21 protein-coding genes and 1 tRNA gene are annotated in these 19278 nt (G+C 57.6%); 17 read left to right on the top strand and 5 right to left on the bottom strand.

Going from position 1 to position 19278, the window contains the following annotated elements:
- Positions 1-2: 2 nt before the first annotated feature.
- Positions 3-1016 (top strand): fimbrial protein, encoded by a 1014-nt coding sequence (locus ACIPF8_RS00620; RefSeq protein ID WP_400416494.1) that lies wholly within the window; start codon positions 3-5, stop codon positions 1014-1016.
- Positions 1017-1032: 16 nt separating this feature from the next.
- Here ACIPF8_RS00620 and ACIPF8_RS00625 read toward each other — a convergent pair whose 3' ends face one another.
- Positions 1033-1965 carry a methylglyoxal synthase gene (locus ACIPF8_RS00625; RefSeq protein WP_400416495.1) on the bottom strand — a complete coding sequence of 311 codons (933 nt, stop codon included), beginning with the start codon at positions 1963-1965 and terminating at the stop codon, positions 1033-1035.
- A 152-nt stretch (positions 1966-2117) separates the two neighbouring features.
- On the opposite strand from ACIPF8_RS00625, the gene greB reads away from it, so the two are divergent.
- Positions 2118-2672: a transcription elongation factor GreB gene (gene greB, locus ACIPF8_RS00630; protein WP_061535348.1), complete on the top strand. Its 555-nt coding sequence runs from the start codon at positions 2118-2120 to the stop codon at positions 2670-2672.
- 106 nt (positions 2673-2778) lie between these two features.
- On the opposite strand, the gene ACIPF8_RS00635 is transcribed toward greB, so the two are convergent.
- From ACIPF8_RS00635 to ACIPF8_RS00650, 4 genes are all read right to left on the bottom strand, one after another.
- Positions 2779-3471: a glutathione binding-like protein gene (locus ACIPF8_RS00635; RefSeq protein ID WP_400416496.1), complete on the bottom strand. Its 693-nt coding sequence runs from the start codon at positions 3469-3471 to the stop codon at positions 2779-2781.
- Between the two features lie 80 nt (positions 3472-3551).
- Positions 3552-4742 carry a pyridoxal phosphate-dependent aminotransferase gene (locus tag ACIPF8_RS00640; RefSeq protein ID WP_400416497.1) on the bottom strand — a complete coding sequence of 397 codons (1191 nt, stop codon included), beginning with the start codon at positions 4740-4742 and terminating at the stop codon, positions 3552-3554.
- 74 nt (positions 4743-4816) lie between these two features.
- Positions 4817-5299 carry a putative toxin-antitoxin system toxin component, PIN family gene (locus tag ACIPF8_RS00645; RefSeq protein WP_400416498.1) on the bottom strand — a complete coding sequence of 161 codons (483 nt, stop codon included), beginning with the start codon at positions 5297-5299 and terminating at the stop codon, positions 4817-4819.
- A gap of 8 nt (positions 5300-5307) precedes the next feature.
- Entirely contained in the window at positions 5308-6225 is a 918-nt protein-coding gene (locus tag ACIPF8_RS00650) for a type 1 glutamine amidotransferase domain-containing protein (protein ID WP_400416500.1), read from the bottom strand.
- 125 nt (positions 6226-6350) lie between these two features.
- On the opposite strand from ACIPF8_RS00650, the gene ACIPF8_RS00655 reads away from it, so the two are divergent.
- From ACIPF8_RS00655 to nuoH, 15 genes are all read left to right on the top strand, one after another.
- Positions 6351-6860: a GNAT family N-acetyltransferase gene (locus tag ACIPF8_RS00655; protein ID WP_400416501.1), complete on the top strand. Its 510-nt coding sequence runs from the start codon at positions 6351-6353 to the stop codon at positions 6858-6860.
- A 115-nt stretch (positions 6861-6975) separates the two neighbouring features.
- Positions 6976-7227, top strand: a complete 252-nt coding sequence (locus ACIPF8_RS00660) for a transcriptional regulator (RefSeq protein WP_400416502.1) — start codon at positions 6976-6978, stop codon at positions 7225-7227.
- Positions 7228-7326: 99 nt separating this feature from the next.
- Positions 7327-8103, top strand: a complete 777-nt coding sequence (gene yaaA, locus ACIPF8_RS00665; protein ID WP_400416504.1) for a peroxide stress protein YaaA — start codon at positions 7327-7329, stop codon at positions 8101-8103.
- A 74-nt stretch (positions 8104-8177) separates the two neighbouring features.
- Positions 8178-9164: a threo-3-hydroxy-L-aspartate ammonia-lyase gene (locus ACIPF8_RS00670; protein WP_400416505.1), complete on the top strand. Its 987-nt coding sequence runs from the start codon at positions 8178-8180 to the stop codon at positions 9162-9164.
- A 194-nt stretch (positions 9165-9358) separates the two neighbouring features.
- Complete coding sequence (gene tpiA, locus ACIPF8_RS00675) at positions 9359-10105, top strand: triose-phosphate isomerase (RefSeq protein WP_400416506.1); 747 nt, start codon at positions 9359-9361, stop codon at positions 10103-10105.
- Between the two features lie 138 nt (positions 10106-10243).
- Positions 10244-10669 (top strand): preprotein translocase subunit SecG, encoded by a 426-nt coding sequence (gene secG, locus ACIPF8_RS00680; RefSeq protein ID WP_400416507.1) that lies wholly within the window; start codon positions 10244-10246, stop codon positions 10667-10669.
- 151 nt (positions 10670-10820) lie between these two features.
- Positions 10821-10905 (top strand) — tRNA-Leu (locus ACIPF8_RS00685).
- Positions 10906-11050: 145 nt separating this feature from the next.
- Positions 11051-11410 carry an NADH-quinone oxidoreductase subunit A gene (locus ACIPF8_RS00690; protein ID WP_061533775.1) on the top strand — a complete coding sequence of 120 codons (360 nt, stop codon included), beginning with the start codon at positions 11051-11053 and terminating at the stop codon, positions 11408-11410.
- A gap of 3 nt (positions 11411-11413) precedes the next feature.
- On the top strand, positions 11414-11890 hold the full coding sequence (locus ACIPF8_RS00695; RefSeq protein WP_014005578.1) for an NADH-quinone oxidoreductase subunit B family protein: 477 nt from the start codon (positions 11414-11416) through the stop codon (positions 11888-11890).
- A gap of 9 nt (positions 11891-11899) precedes the next feature.
- Positions 11900-12496 carry an NADH-quinone oxidoreductase subunit C gene (locus ACIPF8_RS00700; protein WP_400416509.1) on the top strand — a complete coding sequence of 199 codons (597 nt, stop codon included), beginning with the start codon at positions 11900-11902 and terminating at the stop codon, positions 12494-12496.
- Positions 12496-13749, top strand: coding sequence for an NADH-quinone oxidoreductase subunit D (locus tag ACIPF8_RS00705; RefSeq protein ID WP_400416510.1), 1254 nt, complete (start codon positions 12496-12498; stop codon positions 13747-13749). The genes ACIPF8_RS00700 and ACIPF8_RS00705 overlap by 1 nt, the downstream gene beginning before the upstream one ends.
- A 194-nt stretch (positions 13750-13943) precedes the next feature.
- Positions 13944-14423: an NADH-quinone oxidoreductase subunit NuoE gene (gene nuoE, locus ACIPF8_RS00710; RefSeq protein ID WP_400416511.1), complete on the top strand. Its 480-nt coding sequence runs from the start codon at positions 13944-13946 to the stop codon at positions 14421-14423.
- On the top strand, positions 14420-15715 hold the full coding sequence (gene nuoF / locus ACIPF8_RS00715) for an NADH-quinone oxidoreductase subunit NuoF (protein ID WP_400416513.1): 1296 nt from the start codon (positions 14420-14422) through the stop codon (positions 15713-15715). Before nuoE ends, nuoF begins: the two co-directional genes overlap by 4 nt.
- Positions 15716-15862: 147 nt before the next feature.
- Positions 15863-18205 (top strand): NADH-quinone oxidoreductase subunit NuoG, encoded by a 2343-nt coding sequence (gene nuoG, locus ACIPF8_RS00720; protein WP_400416515.1) that lies wholly within the window; start codon positions 15863-15865, stop codon positions 18203-18205.
- Positions 18205-19272, top strand: a complete 1068-nt coding sequence (gene nuoH, locus ACIPF8_RS00725; protein WP_400417000.1) for an NADH-quinone oxidoreductase subunit NuoH — start codon at positions 18205-18207, stop codon at positions 19270-19272. Before nuoG ends, nuoH begins: the two co-directional genes overlap by 1 nt.
- Positions 19273-19278: the final 6 nt, after the last annotated feature.

A 19278-nucleotide genomic window follows, 5' to 3' on the forward strand; every position in this document is an offset into this window, starting at 1 on the left:
ACATGGAAATGCTATTTAATAAAATCATCGGCATCAGAGGCTGTCTGACATGGATTGCATTGTCGGCAGCGGCGTTGCTGAGCGCATCCGCCGCGCAGGCGGCTTGTGTGCGGCCAGCCGGTGCAGTCGAGAAAATCATCCAGATGGATATGGGTACGGTGGTCATTCCGAACAATGCTGCCGTCGGCGCGGTATTTGCCAGCAAGAGTTTCACTATCCCAATCGCGGGCGCGTCGGAAACGGCATGGAACTGCAACGGTGGCGGTTATGTAACAGGCAGTATTCTGCAAGGTTCGCCGGTAGCCGGTATGCCGAATGTTTATACGACCGCCGTGACCGGTGTCGGCATCAGGCTGTCGCGCTTGATTACCGGTATTGGACCTACCTATTATCCGCACGTGCTGAGCTGGCCATCTAGCACCACCGTAAATTTTTTAAGCCCCTCCTATTTCACCGTCGAGCTGATCAAGACCGCCACCAAGACCGGCAACGGCCCACTGGCAGCCGGTACATATACTACCTATGTAGGCAATGGCGACAACAAGTCCGCCATCACTTCCATCCTGTCTGGCAACGGTATCACCATCATCACGCCGTCATGTACGGTCGACGCCGGCTCCCAAAATGTGGTGGTGAATTTCGGTTCGATTTCCCGGGGTAGTTTCAAAGGCATCGGTTCAACTGCCGGCGACCGTGCTTTCAACATCAAGTTGAATTGCCAACGTGGCGAAAACGCCCAGAACACCATTTTGCTGAACATGCAGGCTACGGCCGATCTGTCGAAGAGTCCCGGGGTTACGCAGTTGACGCAGAGCGTCGGTGTGGCAACCGGGGTTGGCATCCAGATCCTGGACAAGAACAGCCAACCGGTCGTATTCGGTACCGCAGCGCCGGTCGGCCCTTCGGCGGATATCCAGTATGTGGTGCCGTACACGGCGCGCTATTACCAGACTGGCGGTACGGTCACCACCGGCAGCGCCAACGGCACTGCCACCTTCACCGTCGAATATCAGTGAAGGCAAGCGCTATTGTTTAGGATTTGATGAGCGCCGCGCGTTGCTGCAGCAAGGTGAGCCAGCGTTCGCCGCATTGCGCGTCGCTGATGCACAGTGCGTAGTCGGTAACGGTACGGGCCGCGCGTTCCAGCAGCTGGATATCGGCTTCATGTTGACGTGCGACGTGCGGGTCTTCCAGGAACAATACGCGGCGGCATTGCTGGCGGTCGAGAATCAATTCGGCAATCTGCGCATCGCCGCCCAGCGGGCCGCTGAGGAAGGGGCGAACCCAGTTGCGGCCAGCTTCTTCCCCTTTGATTTTTTGCGCCAGCTTGTTGAGCAGGCTGCCGGTGGTGCCGGTAGCGCAGCGAAATGCGAACTGGTCCAGCAATGCAAAATGGCGTTCCGCAATATCCAGCATCCGTTCTTTCATCGCATCGTGGGCAATCAGCGCGATGCCTTCGTTGCCAAGGTCGAAGGTCGGATCGAGCGCCGGGTTTGGCGCGGCGCCTGTTGCCATCGCTTCCAGCTCCAGCCACTCGCGGGCGCCGGCCAGCGTCGACAGGAAGGGCTTGCCGTGGATGACGCATTGCCGCTTCAAGGCAACCGCTTCAGGAAAGGTCGACGACGGATCGACCGGATCCATGATGTAGATCACGGCATCCAGCGTGCGCGCCGGATCGGCGTCGACCACGCGCGACACCAGTTTCATCAGGCCACCCTGGCGGCCGTACGGAAAGCGTTCGATATGCGGGTACTGATCGAGCAAGCCCAACTGCTGCATCGCATCGAGCGTGCGGCCGACCACGATCAATTGCGGCTTCAAGTGCTGTTCGATGCTGTTGCGGCTGCCGTTGAGCAGCTGCGCCAGCGCCGAATCGGGACCGTGTTGATGACTGCGGCTGGTGGCCAAGCCGATCCGGAAGGCAGGCGATTTGAGGACGGCGGCTGGAGAAGAATTGGCAGTCATAGGATGGAATCAGGAGTCGACAAGGGCAACATTGCGCGATTCCGACTTTACCATATCGCCATGCGTTTTCGACCAGCGTTTGGGACATGATCGCAATCATCGCCGGTGGCGCAGATTGGCAACGCCAGGTCAAATGGCACTACAATGCCAGTATGAATAAGGCATTTGTTAAAGAATCTGAGGGCGATGACGACGATCTGGAATTCGGATTGCCGCCGATCCCGCCAGGCACCAAGAATTACATGACGCCGGCCGGTTACCAGCGCATGAAGGATGAGCTGTTGCACCTGATCGACGTCGACCGGCCCGAAGTGGTGAAGATTGTTTCCTGGGCGGCATCGAACGGCGACCGTTCCGAGAATGGCGATTACATTTATGGCAAGCGCCGCTTGCGTGAAATCGACCGCCGTATCCGTTTCCTGACCAAGCGTCTGGATTTGGCCGAGGTGGTCGACCCCAGCGTGCATCACGGCCGCGACCAGGTGTTTTTCGGAGCGACCGTGACTTACCAGAATTCCGCCGGCGAGGAACATACCGTGACGATCGTCGGTATCGACGAACTCGATCCTCTGCACGGAAAAATCAGCTGGATTTCACCTGTCGCTCGCGCGCTGACCAAGGCCCATGAGGGCGAAACAGTCACCTTCATGACGCCCGCCGGTCTGGATGAACTGGAAATACTGACGGTCAGTTACCCGCAACCCTAGGTGGTGAAGCGCTCGCTACACCTGTCAATATCATTCTCTGCGTCATTCCCGCGTTCGCGGGAATGACGACCTATCACCGGGTGCGAGTAGGCAGGGCGCGTCCAATTTACCGTTTCTGATACTGCTGATTACCGAACAAGATATCGCGTGCCTTGTCGTCGGTCAGCGGCTTGCGCGCCCCCGCCAGCACTTCAACGCCACGCTTGACCGCAGGCCGCTCGGCGATCCCATCAAACCAGGTTTTCAGGTTTGGGAAATCGCTCAATTCGATACCCTGGTTTTTCCACGAACGGATCCACGGGAAAGTGGCGATGTCGGCAATCGTGTATTCATTCCCCGCCAGGAAGCGATGCTGCGACAACTGCTTGTCGATCACGCCGTAGAGGCGCTTGGCTTCATTGGTATAGCGGTTGACCGCGTACTCGATCTTTTCCGGTGCATAGATGCGGAAATGGTGCGCCTGGCCCAGCATTGGGCCGACGCCGCCCATCTGGAACATCAACCATTGCAGCGTGTTGAATTTCTCGCGATCGGTATTGCCGAGGAACTTGCCGCTCTTGCCGGCCAGGTACACCAGGATCGCGCCCGATTCAAATAGTGAAATCGGCTTGCCGTCAGGGCCATGCGCATCGACGATGGCGGGAATCTTGTTGTTCGGCGAGATCGACAGAAAATCCGGATTGAACTGGTCGCCGGCGCCGATATCGACGCCATGCACGCGATACGGCAAGCCGCATTCTTCCAGCATGATATGAACCTTGTGACCGTTTGGCGTGGGCCAGCTGTAGACGTCGATCATGATGTTTCCTTTTTTTGTGCTTATTTAGCGATTAATTACGATTAATTAAGCCGGCCGCCGCAAGATGCGTGGCCGACGGTTCAGATTTTTGCCAGGCGCTGCAACGCTTGCTGCAAGGTCTGGTCTTGCTTGGCGAAGCAGAAGCGGACGATCCCGGATTCGCGCGGCGAGCCGTAAAACGCCGACACCGGAATCGCCGCAACGCCAATCTCCGAAGTCAGCCAGACTGCAAAATCAGCCTCGCTCATCGCTGAAATGGCAGAGTAGTCGACGCATAGGAAATAGGTGCCGTCGGCTGGCAGCAGCTTGAAACGGGTGTTTTTCAAACCGTCGCGGAACAGGTCACGCTTGCGCTGGTAGAACGCCGCCAGTTCCAGGTAGGGCGCCGGATTCTGCATGTAAGTTGCAATGCCGTGCTGCACCGGCGTATTGACGGTGAATATATTGTATTGGTGCACCTTGCGGAATTCCGCCGACAGCGCCGGCGGCGCCGCGACGTAGCCGATCTTCCAGCCGGTCACGTGATAGGTCTTGCCGAAGCTGGAGACGATGAAGGCGCGCGCCGCCAGTTCCGGATGGCGGCAGATGGATTCGTGGCGCAGGCCGTCATACACCATGTGTTCATATACCTCGTCCGACAAGATCAGGATGTCGGTGCCGCGCACGATCTCTTTCAACGCTTCGATATCGGTCAGGTTCAGTACGCTGCCGGTCGGGTTGTGCGGCGAGTTGATCATGATCATCCGGGTGCGCGGGCTGACTGCCGCCGCAATCTGGTCCCACGGAATCGCGTAGCCGTTAGCGCCGAGCGTCATCTGCACCAGGACCGGCTTGCCGCCGGCCAGTTCGATCGCCGGCACATAGCTGTCATAGGCTGGCTCGATCACGATCACTTCATCGCCGGGATGCACTGCGCACATGATGGCGGTCAGCAGGCCCTGGGTGGCGCCGGCGGTCACCGTGATATCGGTCGCCGGGTCGTAGCTGTGGCCGTAGAGTTTTTCAATCTTGGCGGCGATCGCCTGGCGCAAGGCCGGCACGCCGGTCATTGGCGGATATTGGTTGAAGCCGTTCTTCATGGCGTCGCTGACGGCATTGACCAGCGCTGGGTCGCAATCGAAATCGGGGAAGCCCTGGCCCAGGTTGACCGCCGATTTTTCGCTGGCAAGCGTCGACATCACGGTAAAAATGGTGGTGCCGACGCGCGGCAGTTTGGATTTGAGCGGGCTGGCGCCGCCGTCGCTGGTCGCTGCTGTGGAATCGCGTTTCATCTGCTATCAATCTCTGCTTATGTCTGGATTTCGCATTTTAGCGGTTTGTTGCAGACTGCACAGGACGGCGCAAATTAATCGCCTGCAGCTTGCGGCGGCAGCCACGCCTGCGGCGCGACGATCGTGAACAGGCCGGCCTTGGCGGTCTTGCGCGCCAGCTTCAGCAGTGCCTTGTCCTTGGTGATCAGGGTGGCGGCATGCGCGCCGAGCGCCAGCTCCAGGAATTTCTGGTCGTCGCGGTCGGTGCACAGCGGCAGGCGGATGTCGGTGCGCGGCGTCAGCGCTTCCGGCGCCAGGCAAGTGATCAGGGCGTCATATTCGGCGTTGAAGCCGGGCCGGGTGGCGTCGGTGATAGGCAAATGCGTGTAATGCAGCACCATCTGCCACTCCAGGCGGCAATCGCCGCGGGTCACCGCTTCCACCGTGCCATCTTGCAATGCTGTCATCAAGGCGGCCCAGCGCGGGTCGCGAAATACAAATAGATCGAGGCAGACATTGGTGTCGATCACGACGCGCGGTTTCTGTATGGCTGGCGCTGCTGGCAATTCTTGGTTCATGCGGCTTTTCATCGATCGGAAGGGCGCATTTTACCTTGATCGGGATGGTCGCCGGTAGCTTCCAGCAGTTGCGCGAAAGTGCTGGCGAAATGATGTACATCCCCTGGCCAGCGGGCCGAGACGTAATTGCCGTCGGCGACCACAAAAGCCGGCCGGCCATCGGCCACGCTATCGCGAAACAGGCCGCTGCTTTTACGAAAGAAATGCGGTGAGTCCGGGGTGACGTCGATAAAATCTTCCGGCCGCGCCAAGGCCCGGGTGACCTCGGCCTGGACGCTGCGATAACCAGCTGCTTCGCCGGCTTGCTCGCCGTATGTGCGGTAGTAGGCCGGATCCCAGAAGCGGCCAAGGAATGTCATCAGATGCCAGGCGCTGCGTTCCAGCTTCCATGTCAGTGCGGTGGTTTTGCGGCCATGCAACGCCGACTTGCCGCTTTGCGCCGAGCGGCTGCGTGCCGCCAGTACGACGCCATGGCAAATCGCGGCGACTGGCTTGCCGCTGTCGAAGAAGGCGCCGACGAATTGCTGCAAGGTCGCGTCCTCAAGGTAGGCGCGCATGCCGCGCGCGCGGTGCCCACCGGGCAGCAGCAAGCCATCAAAATCGGCGACTCGCAGATCGGCATAACGCAGCGGCGCCTGGAATGCCGGCGTGGCTTGCAATTCGGCATAGGCGGCGCGCGCGGTGGCATTGGCGCGCAATGCCAGGCCCAGCAACTTGATTTTTTTCAGCAGCGGAATGAATCCCCAGGCATCCAATCCTTCGCCAGACAGCATCAGTGGATCGGCTGCGGCGCAGGCGCCATTCGGGGTGGCGAACAGCACGCGATGGCCGCGATCGCTCAACACACGCCAGGGGATGGCCACTTCGCTCGGATCGAAGTCCAGGTTCGGGATCGGAATCAGGACGGTTTTTTGCGCTGCGCTCATGGCTGAGGGGCCTTGGATTAGAGGGAGTAATGCATTTGCCAACGTAGTTGATGGACAAGCTATGCGGCTATGTTTATCCTCTAATGCTACAGGGAAATGTTCAACAGCAAGGGAATATCAAACCGATGAAAATTCTTGAAACGGAACGTCTCGTTTTACGTACGCTGGAAGTCGATGACGCTGAATTCTATCTGCGGCAGGTGAATGAACCATCGTGGCATCAGTTTATCGGCGACAAGGGGATCAGGACGGTGGAGGCGGCGCGCGCCGCCATTCTGAGTGGTCCAGTGGCGATGTACGAACGCGAGGGCTTCAGCCTCTATCTGACCGCATTGAAAGACAGTGGCCTGCCGATCGGTATCTGCGGCTTGATCAAGCGGGATACTCTGCCGGATGTCGATATCGGCTACGCCTTCCTGCCGGAGCACTGGGGCAAAGGCTACGCCCAAGAGGCCGCCGCCGCAGTGCTGGCCTATGGCAATCGGGCTTTTGGCCTGCAGCGGATCGTGGCAATCACTGCGCCGGACAATCAGCAATCGATCAAATTGCTGGAAAAGATCGGCCTGAAATTTGAAACCAGGCTGCGCCTGACCAGCGACGGCGCGGAAACCAATTTGTTTGCTTACCACTTCTAGCCAGGCGCACTGCGTGCCGTTGCCGCATTCCCCAGTGCGCAGCGGCAGAATGGTCATGTTATGGTGGCTATGGTGGCTATGGTGGCAGTCCGTGATCTCACTTCAGGAGGTGCACATGAAACTGATCGAGCCAGACGAAAAGGCCGATTTTCACGCAGCGTTGCGTGACCGGCATCTTGCCGTTGACGATTTCGAACTGCACGAGATCGACACCACCGATCCCAAGACCGATGAAATCTTTGCATTGACCGGCTTCGTGACCGTGACCAGGAAATCCACCGGACATAAGCGGCAATACCCGATCGGCGACGGTTCTCACTGGGTTGAGGAATTCCGGCGCGATCTGCAGGAAGGAGCTTTCGACTGAATCGGATGGCCTTTGGGCGAGGCAATCGGGCGGGCGCCGATGCGATTGTCGATGTTTCGGTATCATTGCGGACATTGTTCGGTTTATTTGGATGTTCACATGCTGATTGTTTTATCGCCCGCAAAATCCCTTGATTACACTACTCCCAGTACTACCGACAGCCACACCACGCCGGATTTTGTCGATCATTCCGCCGAGTTGATCGAAGTCCTGAAGCAACTGTCGCCGGCCCAGATCGGCAGCATGATGAAAATCTCCGATCCGCTGGCGCAATTGAATACCGCCCGTTTCGCCTCATGGTCCAAGACCTTCACCAGCGATAATTCCAAGCAGGCTATCATGGCCTTCAATGGCGATGTCTACGAAGGCTTGAATGCGGCAACGCTGAACAGCACGCAGCTGACCTATACCCAGAACCACGTACGGATTTTATCGGGCCTGTATGGCGTATTGCGCCCGCTCGACCGCATGCAGCCGTACCGGCTCGAAATGGGCACCAGCCTGGCCAATCCGCGCGGCCGGAATCTCTACGCATTCTGGGGCGACACGGTAACGCAGGCCCTGAACCAGCATCTGGCCAAGCAGAAGAAGAGGGCGCTGGTCAATCTGGCATCGGAAGAGTATTTCAAGGTGGTCAGGCCGGCGGTGCTGGATGCGCCGATTATTTCCCCGGTTTTTGAAGACTGGAAGAATGGCAAGTACAAGATCATTTCGTTCTACGCCAAGCGGGCGCGCGGCCTGATGGCGCGCTACGCGGCATTGAACAAGATCACCGATCCGGAAAAGCTCAAGGGCTTCGATCTCGATGGTTATCAATATGTTCCGCAGGATTCCGACGCCGAGCGCTGGATGTTCCGTCGGCGCCTGGCCGAGTAGGCAAAGGCAAAAGCAAAAGCCGTTTTACGCATCGTACTGAATACTGAGTATCGACACTGGACAAAGGATAAATAATGAGCACTGCCAACCTCGCTGTAACTTACCAGGACGTCGCTGCCGCTGCCAAGCGCCTGGAAGGGATTGCCCGGAAAACACCTGTGCTGACTTCCGGCCAGGCCGACAAGCAGGCCAACGCCACGGTCTTTTTCAAGTGCGAGAATTTCCAGCGGGTCGGCGCCTTCAAGTTTCGCGGCGCCTACAACGCCATCAGCAGTCTCAGCGAAGAGCAGAAGCAGCAGGGCGTAGTGGCGTTCTCATCTGGCAACCATGCGCAAGGCATTGCACTGGCAGCGCGCATGCTTGGCGTGCACGCCACCATCGTCATGCCGAGCAATGCGCCGGCGATGAAACTGGCGGCTACGCGTGAATACGGCGCCGAAGTGATTCTTTACGACCGCGAGCGCGAAGACCGTGAAGTGATCGCGGCGCGCCTTTCCAGCGAGCGCGGCTGCGCCACCATTCCCGCCTACGACCATCCGGATGTGATTGCCGGCCAAGGTACGGCGGCCAAAGAATTGTTCGATGAAGTCGGGCCGCTCGATTACCTGTTCGTTTGCACCGGTGGTGGCGGTTTGCTGTCCGGCTGCGGGATTGCCGCAGCGCATTTGTCGCCGGGTTGCATCGTCATCGGCGTTGAACCGGAGGCCGGCAACGATGCGCAGCGGTCGTTGCGCAGCGGTGAAATCGTGCATATCGACGTGCCGGACACGATTGCCGACGGCGCGCAAACGCAGCATATCGGTAAGCTGGTGCTGCCTATTTTGCAAGCTTATGTGAAGGACATCATTACCGTCAGCGACGACCAGTTGCGTACGCAAATGCGGTTTTTCGCCGAACGCATGAAGATCGTGGTCGAGCCGGCCGGTTGCCTGGCCGCTGCTGCCGTGATGCACCGGGCTTTTGAGTTCGATGGCGCCAAGGTCGGCGTGATTGTCAGTGGCGGCAATGTCGATATGGAATCTTTTGGCCGCAATATTGCCCTTGCTAAAGCATTTTCTTAAATATTTCGTGTAACCGGTTTGGCCCTTATAAGCGGATTTGGTTGCCTGTAGGGAATGGGGAGTCCTGATTTTGCGGGGGATTTCCGGCATAAAAGCAGCTTGCAGCGATTGTTAAACATTTTATTGCCGGTTTGACCGCTTTCGCTGCAGCGCGTTAGAATGCCGGGTTATTAAAAACCTGGGCCTTGGTAAATATGCGTCGCAAACTTGTAGCGGGTAACTGGAAAATGAATGGCAGTCTGGTTGCCAATGCGGCTTTGCTGGCGGAAATCAAGGCCGGCGCAGCAGCTCCAGCTTGCGATGTTGCGTTGTGCGTACCGGCGCCTTACCTGGCGCAGTGCCAGGCTGCACTTGCCGGATCGGCAATAGCATGGGGTGGGCAGGATGTGTCGGCGCATGCAGCAGGCGCATATACCGGTGAAGTTTCGGTATCGATGCTGAAGGATTTTTCTTGCAGATACGTCATCGTTGGTCATTCCGAACGACGCGCCTATCATGCAGAGAGCGACGCTGTCGTGGCGCAGAAGGCATTGCGCGCGCTGGAAGCCGGCGTGACGCCAATCGTCTGTGTCGGCGAAACCCTGGCTGAGCGTGAGGCCGGTCAGACCGAGGCAGTGGTCGGTCGCCAGCTTGATGCGGTATTGAGTGTGCTGGCCGATGCTGACCTGGCAAGAATCGTGGTGGCGTATGAGCCGGTATGGGCGATCGGCAGCGGCAAGACAGCGACGCCGCAAATGGCGCAAGATGTGCATCTGGCGTTGCGCGCCCAGCTGGCAAAAAAGAATGCCGCGGCAGCGCTTGAAGTAAAGATTTTGTATGGCGGCAGCATGAAGCCAGACAATGCTGTTGAACTGCTGGCCATGCCGGATATCGACGGCGGCCTGATTGGCGGCGCAGCATTGAAATCAGCGGATTTCCTGGCGATCGTTGCCGCAGCGTGATTGGAAGTGTCCGCATCGATGTAGTCGCTTGATTAAATCGATGCAGTAAGTGAAAAGATTGATAGGGCGCAGATGCCATCGCGGCTCGGCAGTTCGGATCAAGTAAATATAGAATCAACTCTCATTGGAAGTCATTAAATGAACACAGTATTTAACATCATTGTCATCCTTCAGGTTCTGTCGGCACTGACGATCATCGGTCTCGTGCTGCTGCAGCATGGCAAGGGCGCCGATATGGGAGCCGCGTTCGGTTCGGGCGCTTCGGGCAGCCTGTTCGGCGCTAGCGGTTCGTCGAACTTCCTGTCGAAGTCGACCGGCCTGGCCGCAGCGATTTTCTTCATCGCGACATTGGCTCTGGTGTACCTGGGTAATCATCGCGGCGCTGTCACCGGCGGCGTGATGGATAACCTGCCGCCGGTCTCGGCTCCGGCAGCTGCAATTCCTGCTACGCCGGCAGCGCCTGTTGCCCCAGCTGCTGATGCAGCCGGATCGGCAAGTGCGGCAGCAGCTTCGGTGCCTGCACCGTCGACCGGCAGCGCGCAATCGAACCAGATTCCAAAGTAATTATTTGCGGGGCGCAGCGGGTAAATTGCCGAGGTTTGGCGAATTACTCTGTCCCCGGCAAATTAAATGCAATTACTGAGTGAAATTGCTGACTTTTAACCCTTTTGTGCATTGAACAAAAGTACTAAATCAGGTTAAAATAAGCCCTTATGCCGACGTGGTGAAATTGGTAGACACGCTATCTTGAGGGGGTAGTGGCGAAAGCTGTGCGAGTTCGAGTCTCGCCGTCGGCACCAAAGAATACAAGGCCAGCAACGGTTGCCCCTGCGCTGGCTTTTTGTCGAGGAACTGTAGGTTGGTTTGCTGGATTGGGGGCGTCAGGTCTGATGAAACAGATCGGCAAATCACTCTACTGACCGTTCAAACTACTGGCGCATAATCGTGAACCTCGAAAATTATTTTCCTGTCCTGCTGTTTATCCTGATTGGCATTGCGGTCGGTATCGCACCGCAACTGATTGGTCGTATCCTTGGGCCGCATCGGCCTGATCCCCAAAAAACATCTCCTTACGAATGCGGCTTTGAAGCATTCGAAGATGCGCGCATGAAGTTCGATGTGCGTTATTACCTTGTCGCCATTTTGTTCATCTTGTTCGATCTGGAAACCGCTTTCTTCTTCCCGTGGGGCGTCGCGATGCGTGACCTCGGTTGGCAGGGCTTTATCACGATGATGGTGTTTATCGCTGAATTCGTGGTGGGCTTCTGGTACATCTGGAAGCGCGGCGCGCTGGATTGGGAGTAAGTCATGTCTATTGAAGGTGTTTTGAACGAAGGCTTTGTCACCACTACGGCTGACAAACTGATCAACTGGACCCGTACCGGTTCGTTGTGGCCGATGACCTTTGGTCTGGCCTGCTGTGCGGTCGAAATGATGCATGCCGGCGCCTCGCGCTACGACATGGACCGTTTTGGTGTAATCTTTCGCCCGTCGCCGCGTCAGTCCGACGTGATGATTGTGGCAGGCACGCTGTGCAACAAGATGGCGCCAGCCTTGCGCAAGGTTTATGACCAGATGCCGGAGCCGCGCTGGGTGATTTCGATGGGTTCCTGCGCCAATGGCGGCGGGTACTATCACTATTCGTATTCGGTGGTGCGCGGTTGCGATCGCATCGTGCCGGTCGATATCTATGTCCCAGGCTGCCCACCGACCGCTGAAGCGCTGCTGTATGGCATCATCCAGCTGCAAAACAAGATTCGCCGCACCAATACGATTGCGCGCTAAGAGAGCACAATGACGACCAAACTGGAAACCCTTGAAGCCGCCGTGCGCAATGCGCTTGGCGACGATCTTCAAAGCTTGACCGTTGCCTTGGGCGAGATCACGATCGTAGTCAAGGCTTCGAATTACCTGTCCGCGATGCGCGTCCTGCGCGACCATGCCGATACCCGTTTTGAAGAATTGATCGACCTCTGTGGCGTCGACTATTCAACCTATGGCGATGGCAGCTGGGAAGGCGCCCGCTTCGCGGCAGTGTCGCACCTGCTGTCGATCGAGCATAACTGGCGTTTGCGCGTGCGCGTATTCGCCCCTGACGACGAACAGCCGATTCTGGCTTCGGTGACCGATATCTGGGCATCGGCCAACTGGTACGAACGCGAAGCGTTCGACTTCTTCGGCATCCTGTTCGAAGGCCACAACGACTTGCGCCGCATCCTGACCGACTACGGTTTCATCGGCCATCCGTTCCGCAAGGACTTCCCGGTCTCGGGCTATGTCGAGATGCGCTACGACGCAGAGCAGAAGCGCGTAATTTATCAACCCGTAACGATTGATCCGCGCGAAATCACGCCGCGGGTGATTCGTGAAGAACACTACGGGATCAAATAATGGCAGAAATCAAGAACTACACGCTGAACTTCGGCCCGCAGCATCCGGCCGCACACGGCGTTTTGCGCCTGGTGCTGGAGCTGGACGGTGAAGTGATCCAGCGTGCTGACCCGCATATCGGCCTGCTGCATCGCGGCACCGAAAAGCTGGCGGAACAGAAAACCTACCTGCAATCCGTGCCGTACATGGATCGTCTCGACTACGTGTCGATGATGTGCAATGAGCACGGCTATGTGATGGCAATCGAGCGTCTGCTGGGCCTGGAAGTGCCGCTGCGTGCGCAATACATCCGCGTCATGTTCGACGAAATCACGCGTCTGCTGAACCACCTGATGTGGATCGGCGCGCATGCGCTGGACGTCGGCGCGATGGCGGTGCTGCTGTATGCATTCCGTGAGCGCGAAGACCTGATGGATTGCTACGAAGCCGTTTCCGGCGCCCGTATGCATGCGGCTTATTACCGTCCAGGCGGCGTTTATCGCGACCTGCCGGACACCATGCCGCAGCACAAGGCATCGCTGGTGCGCAATGCCAAGGCAATCAAGGCGCTGAACGAAAACCGCCAAGGTTCGCTGCTCGACTTCATTGAAGACTTCACTGTCCGTTTCCCGAAATACGTCGACGAATACGAAACACTGCTGACCGATAACCGTATCTGGAAACAGCGTCTGGTCGGTATCGGTGTAGTCTCGCCGGAGCGCGCCAAGGCAATGGGCTTTACCGGTCCGATGCTGCGCGGTTCAGGCGTCGAATGGGATCTGCGCAAGAAGCAGCCTTACGAAGTTTACGACTTGCTCGATTTCGATATCCCGGTCGGCAAGAACGGCGACTGCTATGACCGTTACCTGGTGCGCGTGGAAGAAATGCGCCAGTCCAACCGGATCATCAAGCAATGCGTAGAATGGCTGCGCAACAACGGCGGCCCAGTCATGACCGACAACCACAAGGTTGCGCCGTCGTCGCGGGTCAACATGAAATCGAACATGGAAGAGCTGATTCACCATTTCAAGCTCTTCACTGAAGGTTTCCATGTGCCGCCAGGTGAGGCGTATGCCTCGGTTGAGCATCCGAAGGGTGAGTTCGGCGTCTACATCGTCTCCGATGGCGCCAACAAGCCTTACCGCCTGAAGATCCGTGCACCTGGCTTCCCGCATCTGCAAGGGTTGAACGAAATGGCCAAGGGCCACATGATCGCCGATGCCGTCACCATCATCGGTACGCAAGACATTGTTTTCGGTGAAATCGACCGCTAAGGAGATTCTGATAACCTACTGCGCGACTTAATCTCTGGCCTGCGATGCTCACTGTACCTTCGTGCAGTTGCGCTTCTCGATCAGACCTTAAGCCGCTCGCTACGGTTCTCAGAGCCTCCTGATGGCAGCTGCTGAGAGCTACGGAATTTGTTACTAACTACTCGCGCAAAGTATCGCGCACGAATGGCCAACACATGTTGTTAAGTCAAGATACATACAAAAAGATCGATCGCGAAGTAGCGAAATTTCCCGCCGACCAGAAGCAGTCGGCGGTGATGGCTGCATTGGCGATCGCACAGGACGAAAAGGGCTGGCTGGCGCCGGAAACCATGCAGGATGTCGCGGATTACCTCGGCATGCCGGCTATCGCGGTGCAGGAAGTCGCGACCTTTTACAATATGTACAACACCAAGCCGGTCGGCAAGCACAAGATCAGCATCTGCACCAATCTGCCTTGCCAGTTGTCCGGCGGCGTGCGCGCGGCGGAGCATCTGAAGCACAAGCTCGGCATCGGTTTCCGTGAAACTACCGCTGATGGTCAGTTCACGCTGGTCGAGGGCGAATGCATGGGAGCTTGCGGCGATGCGCCGGTGCTGCTGGTTAATAACAAACGCATGTGTAGCTGGATGTCGAATGAAAAGATTGACGGCTTGCTGGAGGAACTGAAGAAATGACCAGTCTGCACAATCGCCACATCAATCCGCTGATCCTGGCTGACCTGGACGGCAACAACTGGCACTACGCCGATTACGTCAAGCGCGGCGGCTATACCGCCCTCAAGCGCATCCTGTCCGAAGGCATCACCCCTGAGCAAGTCATCGCCGAACTGAAGGCTGGTTCGCTGCGCGGCCGCGGCGGTGCAGGCTTCCCGACAGGTCTGAAGTGGAGTTTCATGCCACGTCAATTTCCAGGCCAGAAATACCTGGTTTGCAATACCGACGAAGGCGAGCCGGGCACATTCAAAGACCGCGACATCATTCGCTACAACCCGCATGCGTTGATCGAAGGCATGGCCATCGGCGCTTACGCCATGGGCATCACGGTCGGCTACAACTACATCCACGGCGAAATCTGGTCCGGCTACGAACGCTTTGAAGAAGCACTGGAAGAGGCGCGTGCCGCCGGTGCGTTGGGCGACAAGATTTTCGGCAGCACCTTCAACTTCCAGTTGCATGCGTTCCATGGTTATGGCGCTTACATCTGCGGCGAAGAAACCGCGTTGCTGGAATCGCTGGAAGGCAAGAAGGGGCAACCACGCTTCAAGCCGCCTTTCCCTGCCAGCTTTGGTTTGTACGGCAAGCCGACCACGATCAACAACACCGAGACTTTCGCTGCGGTGCCTTTCCTGCTGAACATGGGCGGCGAAGCCTATGCGGCGCTGGGCAAGCCGAACAATGGCGGCACCAAGATTTTCTCGATTTCCGGCGACGTCGAACGGCCGGGCAATTACGAAGTGCCACTGGGTACGCCGTTTGCCAAGTTGATGGAACTGGCTGGCGGCATGCGCGGCGGCAAGAAGATCAAGGCTGTGATTCCTGGCGGCTCGTCCGCTCCGGTGATTCGCGGCGAGGTCATGATGGACACCGATCTCGATTACGATTCGATCGCCAAGGCCGGCTCGATGCTGGGTTCGGGCGCCGTGATCGTGATGGATGAAACGCGTTGCATGGTGAAGTCGCTGCTGCGCCTGTCGTACTTCTATTTTGAAGAATCCTGCGGCCAGTGCACGCCATGCCGCGAAGGCACTGGCTGGCTATATCGCCTGGTGCATCGCATTGAAACCGGTCATGGTCGTCCGGAAGACATGGATCTGCTGGATACGGTAGCGGGCAACATCATGGGCCGCACCATCTGCGCGCTCGGCGATGCGGCGGCGATGCCGGTACGCGGGTTCCTGAAGAATTATCGCGAAGAATTTGAATATCACATCGAGCATAAGCATTGCTTGGTGCCTAGTTATCAATAATTGCGGAACTGAGGCTGCAGCGTAGCGAATTACACGCTGTGCGACTCAGTACCCAACTGACTAGATAAGACGGTTGAATAGCAAAGAAAAGTGGCAGGACAGATTTGTCCTCAACTAATCAAAACATAGGCAAGAAAAGCAAAAGCCATGGTTGAAATCGAAATAGACGGCAAGAAAGTGGAAGTCCAAGAGGGCAGCATGGTAATGGATGCTGCCAACAAGATTGGTACTTACATTCCGCATTTCTGCTATCACAAAAAACTCTCCATCGCGGCCAACTGCCGCATGTGCCTGGTCGAGGTGGAAAAAGCGCCTAAGGCCCTGCCTGCCTGCGCCACTCCGGTGACTGCGGGCATGATCGTGCGTACCGCCAGCGACAAGGCTACTACCGCGCAAAAGAGCGTGATGGAATTCCTGCTGATCAATCACCCGCTGGATTGCCCGATCTGCGATCAGGGCGGCGAGTGCCAGTTGCAGGATTTGGCGGTTGGCTACGGCAAATCGTCGTCCCGTTACGAAGAAGAAAAGCGTGTGGTCGCGCCGAAAGACGCTGGCCCGCTGATCTCGATGCAGGAAATGAGCCGTTGCATCCAGTGCACCCGCTGCGTCCGCTTCGGCCAGGAAATCGCCGGCGTGATGGAATTCGGCATGGTCGGTCGCGGTGAACACTCCGAGATCACGACTTTCGTCGGCAAGACCGTCAATTCGGAACTGTCCGGCAACATGATTGATCTGTGCCCGGTCGGCGCACTGACCTCGAAGCCGTTCCGCTACAGCGCCCGTACCTGGGAATTGTCGCGCCGCAAATCGGTCAGCCCGCATGATGGCCTGGGCGCCAACCTGGTGGTGCAAGTCAAGGCCGGCAAGGTGATGCGCGTGCTGCCGCTGGAAAACAACGACGTCAACGAATGCTGGTTGTCGGACAAGGATCGCTTCGCCTATGAAGGCTTGAACAGCGCCGAACGTCTGACCAAGCCGATGCTCAAGCAAGACGGCAAATGGCAAGAAGTCGAATGGCAAACCGCGCTGGAATATGTCGCGCACGGCTTGCGTAACATCCGTCACGAGCATGGCGCCGATGCGATTGCAGCACTGGGTACGCCTTACTCGACGCTGGAAGAACTGTCGCTGCTGCAAAAAGTGGTGCGCGGCCTGGGTTCCGAAAACATCGATTTCCGCCTGCGCCAGTCCGATTTCGCACTGGATGGCAAAGTCACACCATGGCTGGGCATGTCGATCAACGAATTCGCGCAATTGAATCGCGCCTTCGTCATCGGTTCTTTCCTGCGCAAGGATCATCCTCTGCTGTCCGCACGTTTGCGCCTGAGCGTCAAGCGTGGCGCCCAGCTGAGCATCCTGCATGCGACCGACGACGAGCTGCTGATGCCGGTTGCAAACAAGATTATCGCGGCGCCATCGGCGTGGCTGGCATCGCTGGCAGAAGTCGCTGTCGCCGTGGCGCAAGCCAAGAGCGTTGCAGCGCCAGCTGGCTTCGACAATGTCGAGCCGTCAGCTGCCGCCAAGCAAACTGCAGCGAGCCTGTTGTCCGGCGATGCCAAGGGCGTATTCCTCGGCAACGCAGCGGCGCAACATCCGCAAGCGTCGCAATTGCACGCATTGGCGCAATGGATTGCACAGCAAACCGGTGCCAAGTTGGGCTACCTGACAGAAGCCGGCAATACTGTCGGCGGTTATTGGGCCAACGCGTTGCCGGCAGCCGGCAAAGGCCGCAATGCACAACAGATTTTCGCGCAGCCGCACAAGGCATACGTGTTGTTGAACGCCGAACCGGAGCTGGATAGTTTCGATCCGCAAGCCGCTCGTGCTGCACTCGACAAGGCTGAAATGGTGGTGGCATTGTCCGCCTACAAGCATGGCGTCGATTTCGCCGACGTGCTGCTGCCGATTTCGCCTTTCACCGAAACCTCCGGCACCTTCGTCAACTGCGAAGGCCGTGCACAAAGCTTCAACGGTACCGTCAAGCCGCTCGGCGATGCACGTCCGGCATGGAAGGTATTGCGCGTATTGGGCAACTTGCTGGGCCTGTCCGGTTTCGATTACGACACTTCCGAAGCGATTCGCGATGAAGTGCTGGGCACCGGCGAAGTCGCCGAAGCGAACCTGCAGGCACGCCTGAACAACCTGACTGATCTGCAGCCGCAAGCTGCTGCTCAAACGGCCAATGGCGCGCTGGAGCGGATTGCCGATGTGCCGATTTACTTCGGCGATGCCGTCGTGCGTCGTGCCTCGTCGCTGCAGGAAACCGTCGACGGCCAGGCGCCGCAGGCATGGTTGTCGGCAGCACTGGCTGCAAAATTGGGTATCGCCACTGGCGATCGCGTCAACCTCAAACAAGGGCAGGGCGCTGCTGCGTTGCTGGCGGCGATTGACTCGACGCTGCCGGAAAACGTGGTGCGGGTAGCTGCATCGCATGCTTCGACCGCAGCTTTGGGCGCGATGTTTGGTTCTATCGTAGTGGAGAAAGCATGATGGATCATTTCATCGCCGCCATCAATGCCACCGGCTCCGACTTGCTCGGCGGCCTCTGGCCCCTGATCTGGAACCTGATCAAGATCATCGTCGTGCTGGTGCCGCTGCTGCTGTGCGTGGCCTACATGACTTACTGGGAACGTAAACTGATCGGCTGGATGCATATCCGCCTCGGCCCAAATCGTGTCGGTCCTGCCGGTTTGCTGCAACCGATCGCTGACGCCCTCAAGCTGTTGTTGAAGGAAGTCACCTTGCCGGCCCGCGCCAACAAGGTGTTGTTCTTCATTGCCCCGATCATGACCATCATGCCGGCCCTGGCCGCCTGGGCTGTGGTGCCGTTTGGTCCGGAAACCGTACTGGCCAACGTCAACGCCGGCCTGCTGTTCGTGATGGCGATTACTTCGATGGAAGTCTACGGCGTGATCATCGCCGGCTGGGCATCCAACTCCAAGTATGCGTTCCTCGGCGCCATGCGTGCTTCGGCGCAAATGGTTTCCTACGAAATATCGATGGGTTTTGCGCTGGTCATCGTGCTGATGGTTTCCGGCAGCCTGAACCTGACCGATATCGTGATGGCGCAAAGCAAAGGTTACTTCTACGATCACGGCGTAGCCTTCCTGTCATGGAACTGGCTGTCGTTGTTCCCTGTATTCCTGATTTATTTTATTTCCGGCATTGCCGAAACCAATCGCCACCCGTTCGACGTGGTGGAAGGCGAATCGGAAATTGTTGCCGGTCACATGATCGAATACTCGGGCATGTCGTTCGCGATGTTCTTCCTGGCTGAATACGCCAACATGATCCTGGTGTCGATCCTGACAGCGTTGCTGTTCATGGGCGGCTGGGCTTCGCCGCTGGCGATCCTGGACTGGATCCCAGGCTGGATCTGGCTCGGCATGAAGACCTTTTTCATGTTGTCGGTGTTTATCTGGGTGCGTGCCTCGTTCCCGCGCTATCGCTATGACCAGATCATGCGCTTGGGTTGGAAAGTGTTTATCCCGCTGGTTCTCGCCTATCTGGTGATTGTCGCCGCCTGGATTCAAAGTCCATGGAATATCTGGAAGTAATGGAAG

It is taken from the genome of Collimonas sp. NPDC087041, from assembly GCF_044745265.1.
Taxonomy (GTDB): Bacteria; Pseudomonadota; Gammaproteobacteria; order Burkholderiales; family Burkholderiaceae_D; genus Collimonas.

What these genes read in the sequence shown, in the direction of transcription:
- ACIPF8_RS00620 (WP_400416494.1), top strand. Translation starts at nt 3, where the DNA reads ATGGAAATGCTATTTAATAAAATCATCGGCATCAGAGGCTGTCTGACA.
- ACIPF8_RS00625 (WP_400416495.1), bottom strand. Translation starts at nt 1,965, where the DNA reads ATGACTGCCAATTCTTCTCCAGCCGCCGTCCTCAAATCGCCTGCCTTC.
- greB (WP_061535348.1), top strand. Translation starts at nt 2,118, where the DNA reads ATGAATAAGGCATTTGTTAAAGAATCTGAGGGCGATGACGACGATCTG.
- ACIPF8_RS00635 (WP_400416496.1), bottom strand. Translation starts at nt 3,471, where the DNA reads ATGATCGACGTCTACAGCTGGCCCACGCCAAACGGTCACAAGGTTCAT.
- ACIPF8_RS00640 (WP_400416497.1), bottom strand. Translation starts at nt 4,742, where the DNA reads ATGAAACGCGATTCCACAGCAGCGACCAGCGACGGCGGCGCCAGCCCG.
- ACIPF8_RS00645 (WP_400416498.1), bottom strand. Translation starts at nt 5,299, where the DNA reads ATGAACCAAGAATTGCCAGCAGCGCCAGCCATACAGAAACCGCGCGTC.
- ACIPF8_RS00650 (WP_400416500.1), bottom strand. Translation starts at nt 6,225, where the DNA reads ATGAGCGCAGCGCAAAAAACCGTCCTGATTCCGATCCCGAACCTGGAC.
- ACIPF8_RS00655 (WP_400416501.1), top strand. Translation starts at nt 6,351, where the DNA reads ATGAAAATTCTTGAAACGGAACGTCTCGTTTTACGTACGCTGGAAGTC.
- ACIPF8_RS00660 (WP_400416502.1), top strand. Translation starts at nt 6,976, where the DNA reads ATGAAACTGATCGAGCCAGACGAAAAGGCCGATTTTCACGCAGCGTTG.
- yaaA (WP_400416504.1), top strand. Translation starts at nt 7,327, where the DNA reads ATGCTGATTGTTTTATCGCCCGCAAAATCCCTTGATTACACTACTCCC.
- ACIPF8_RS00670 (WP_400416505.1), top strand. Translation starts at nt 8,178, where the DNA reads ATGAGCACTGCCAACCTCGCTGTAACTTACCAGGACGTCGCTGCCGCT.
- tpiA (WP_400416506.1), top strand. Translation starts at nt 9,359, where the DNA reads ATGCGTCGCAAACTTGTAGCGGGTAACTGGAAAATGAATGGCAGTCTG.
- secG (WP_400416507.1), top strand. Translation starts at nt 10,244, where the DNA reads ATGAACACAGTATTTAACATCATTGTCATCCTTCAGGTTCTGTCGGCA.
- ACIPF8_RS00695 (WP_014005578.1), top strand. Translation starts at nt 11,414, where the DNA reads ATGTCTATTGAAGGTGTTTTGAACGAAGGCTTTGTCACCACTACGGCT.
- ACIPF8_RS00700 (WP_400416509.1), top strand. Translation starts at nt 11,900, where the DNA reads ATGACGACCAAACTGGAAACCCTTGAAGCCGCCGTGCGCAATGCGCTT.
- ACIPF8_RS00705 (WP_400416510.1), top strand. Translation starts at nt 12,496, where the DNA reads ATGGCAGAAATCAAGAACTACACGCTGAACTTCGGCCCGCAGCATCCG.
- nuoE (WP_400416511.1), top strand. Translation starts at nt 13,944, where the DNA reads ATGTTGTTAAGTCAAGATACATACAAAAAGATCGATCGCGAAGTAGCG.
- nuoF (WP_400416513.1), top strand. Translation starts at nt 14,420, where the DNA reads ATGACCAGTCTGCACAATCGCCACATCAATCCGCTGATCCTGGCTGAC.
- nuoG (WP_400416515.1), top strand. Translation starts at nt 15,863, where the DNA reads ATGGTTGAAATCGAAATAGACGGCAAGAAAGTGGAAGTCCAAGAGGGC.
- nuoH (WP_400417000.1), top strand. Translation starts at nt 18,205, where the DNA reads ATGGATCATTTCATCGCCGCCATCAATGCCACCGGCTCCGACTTGCTC.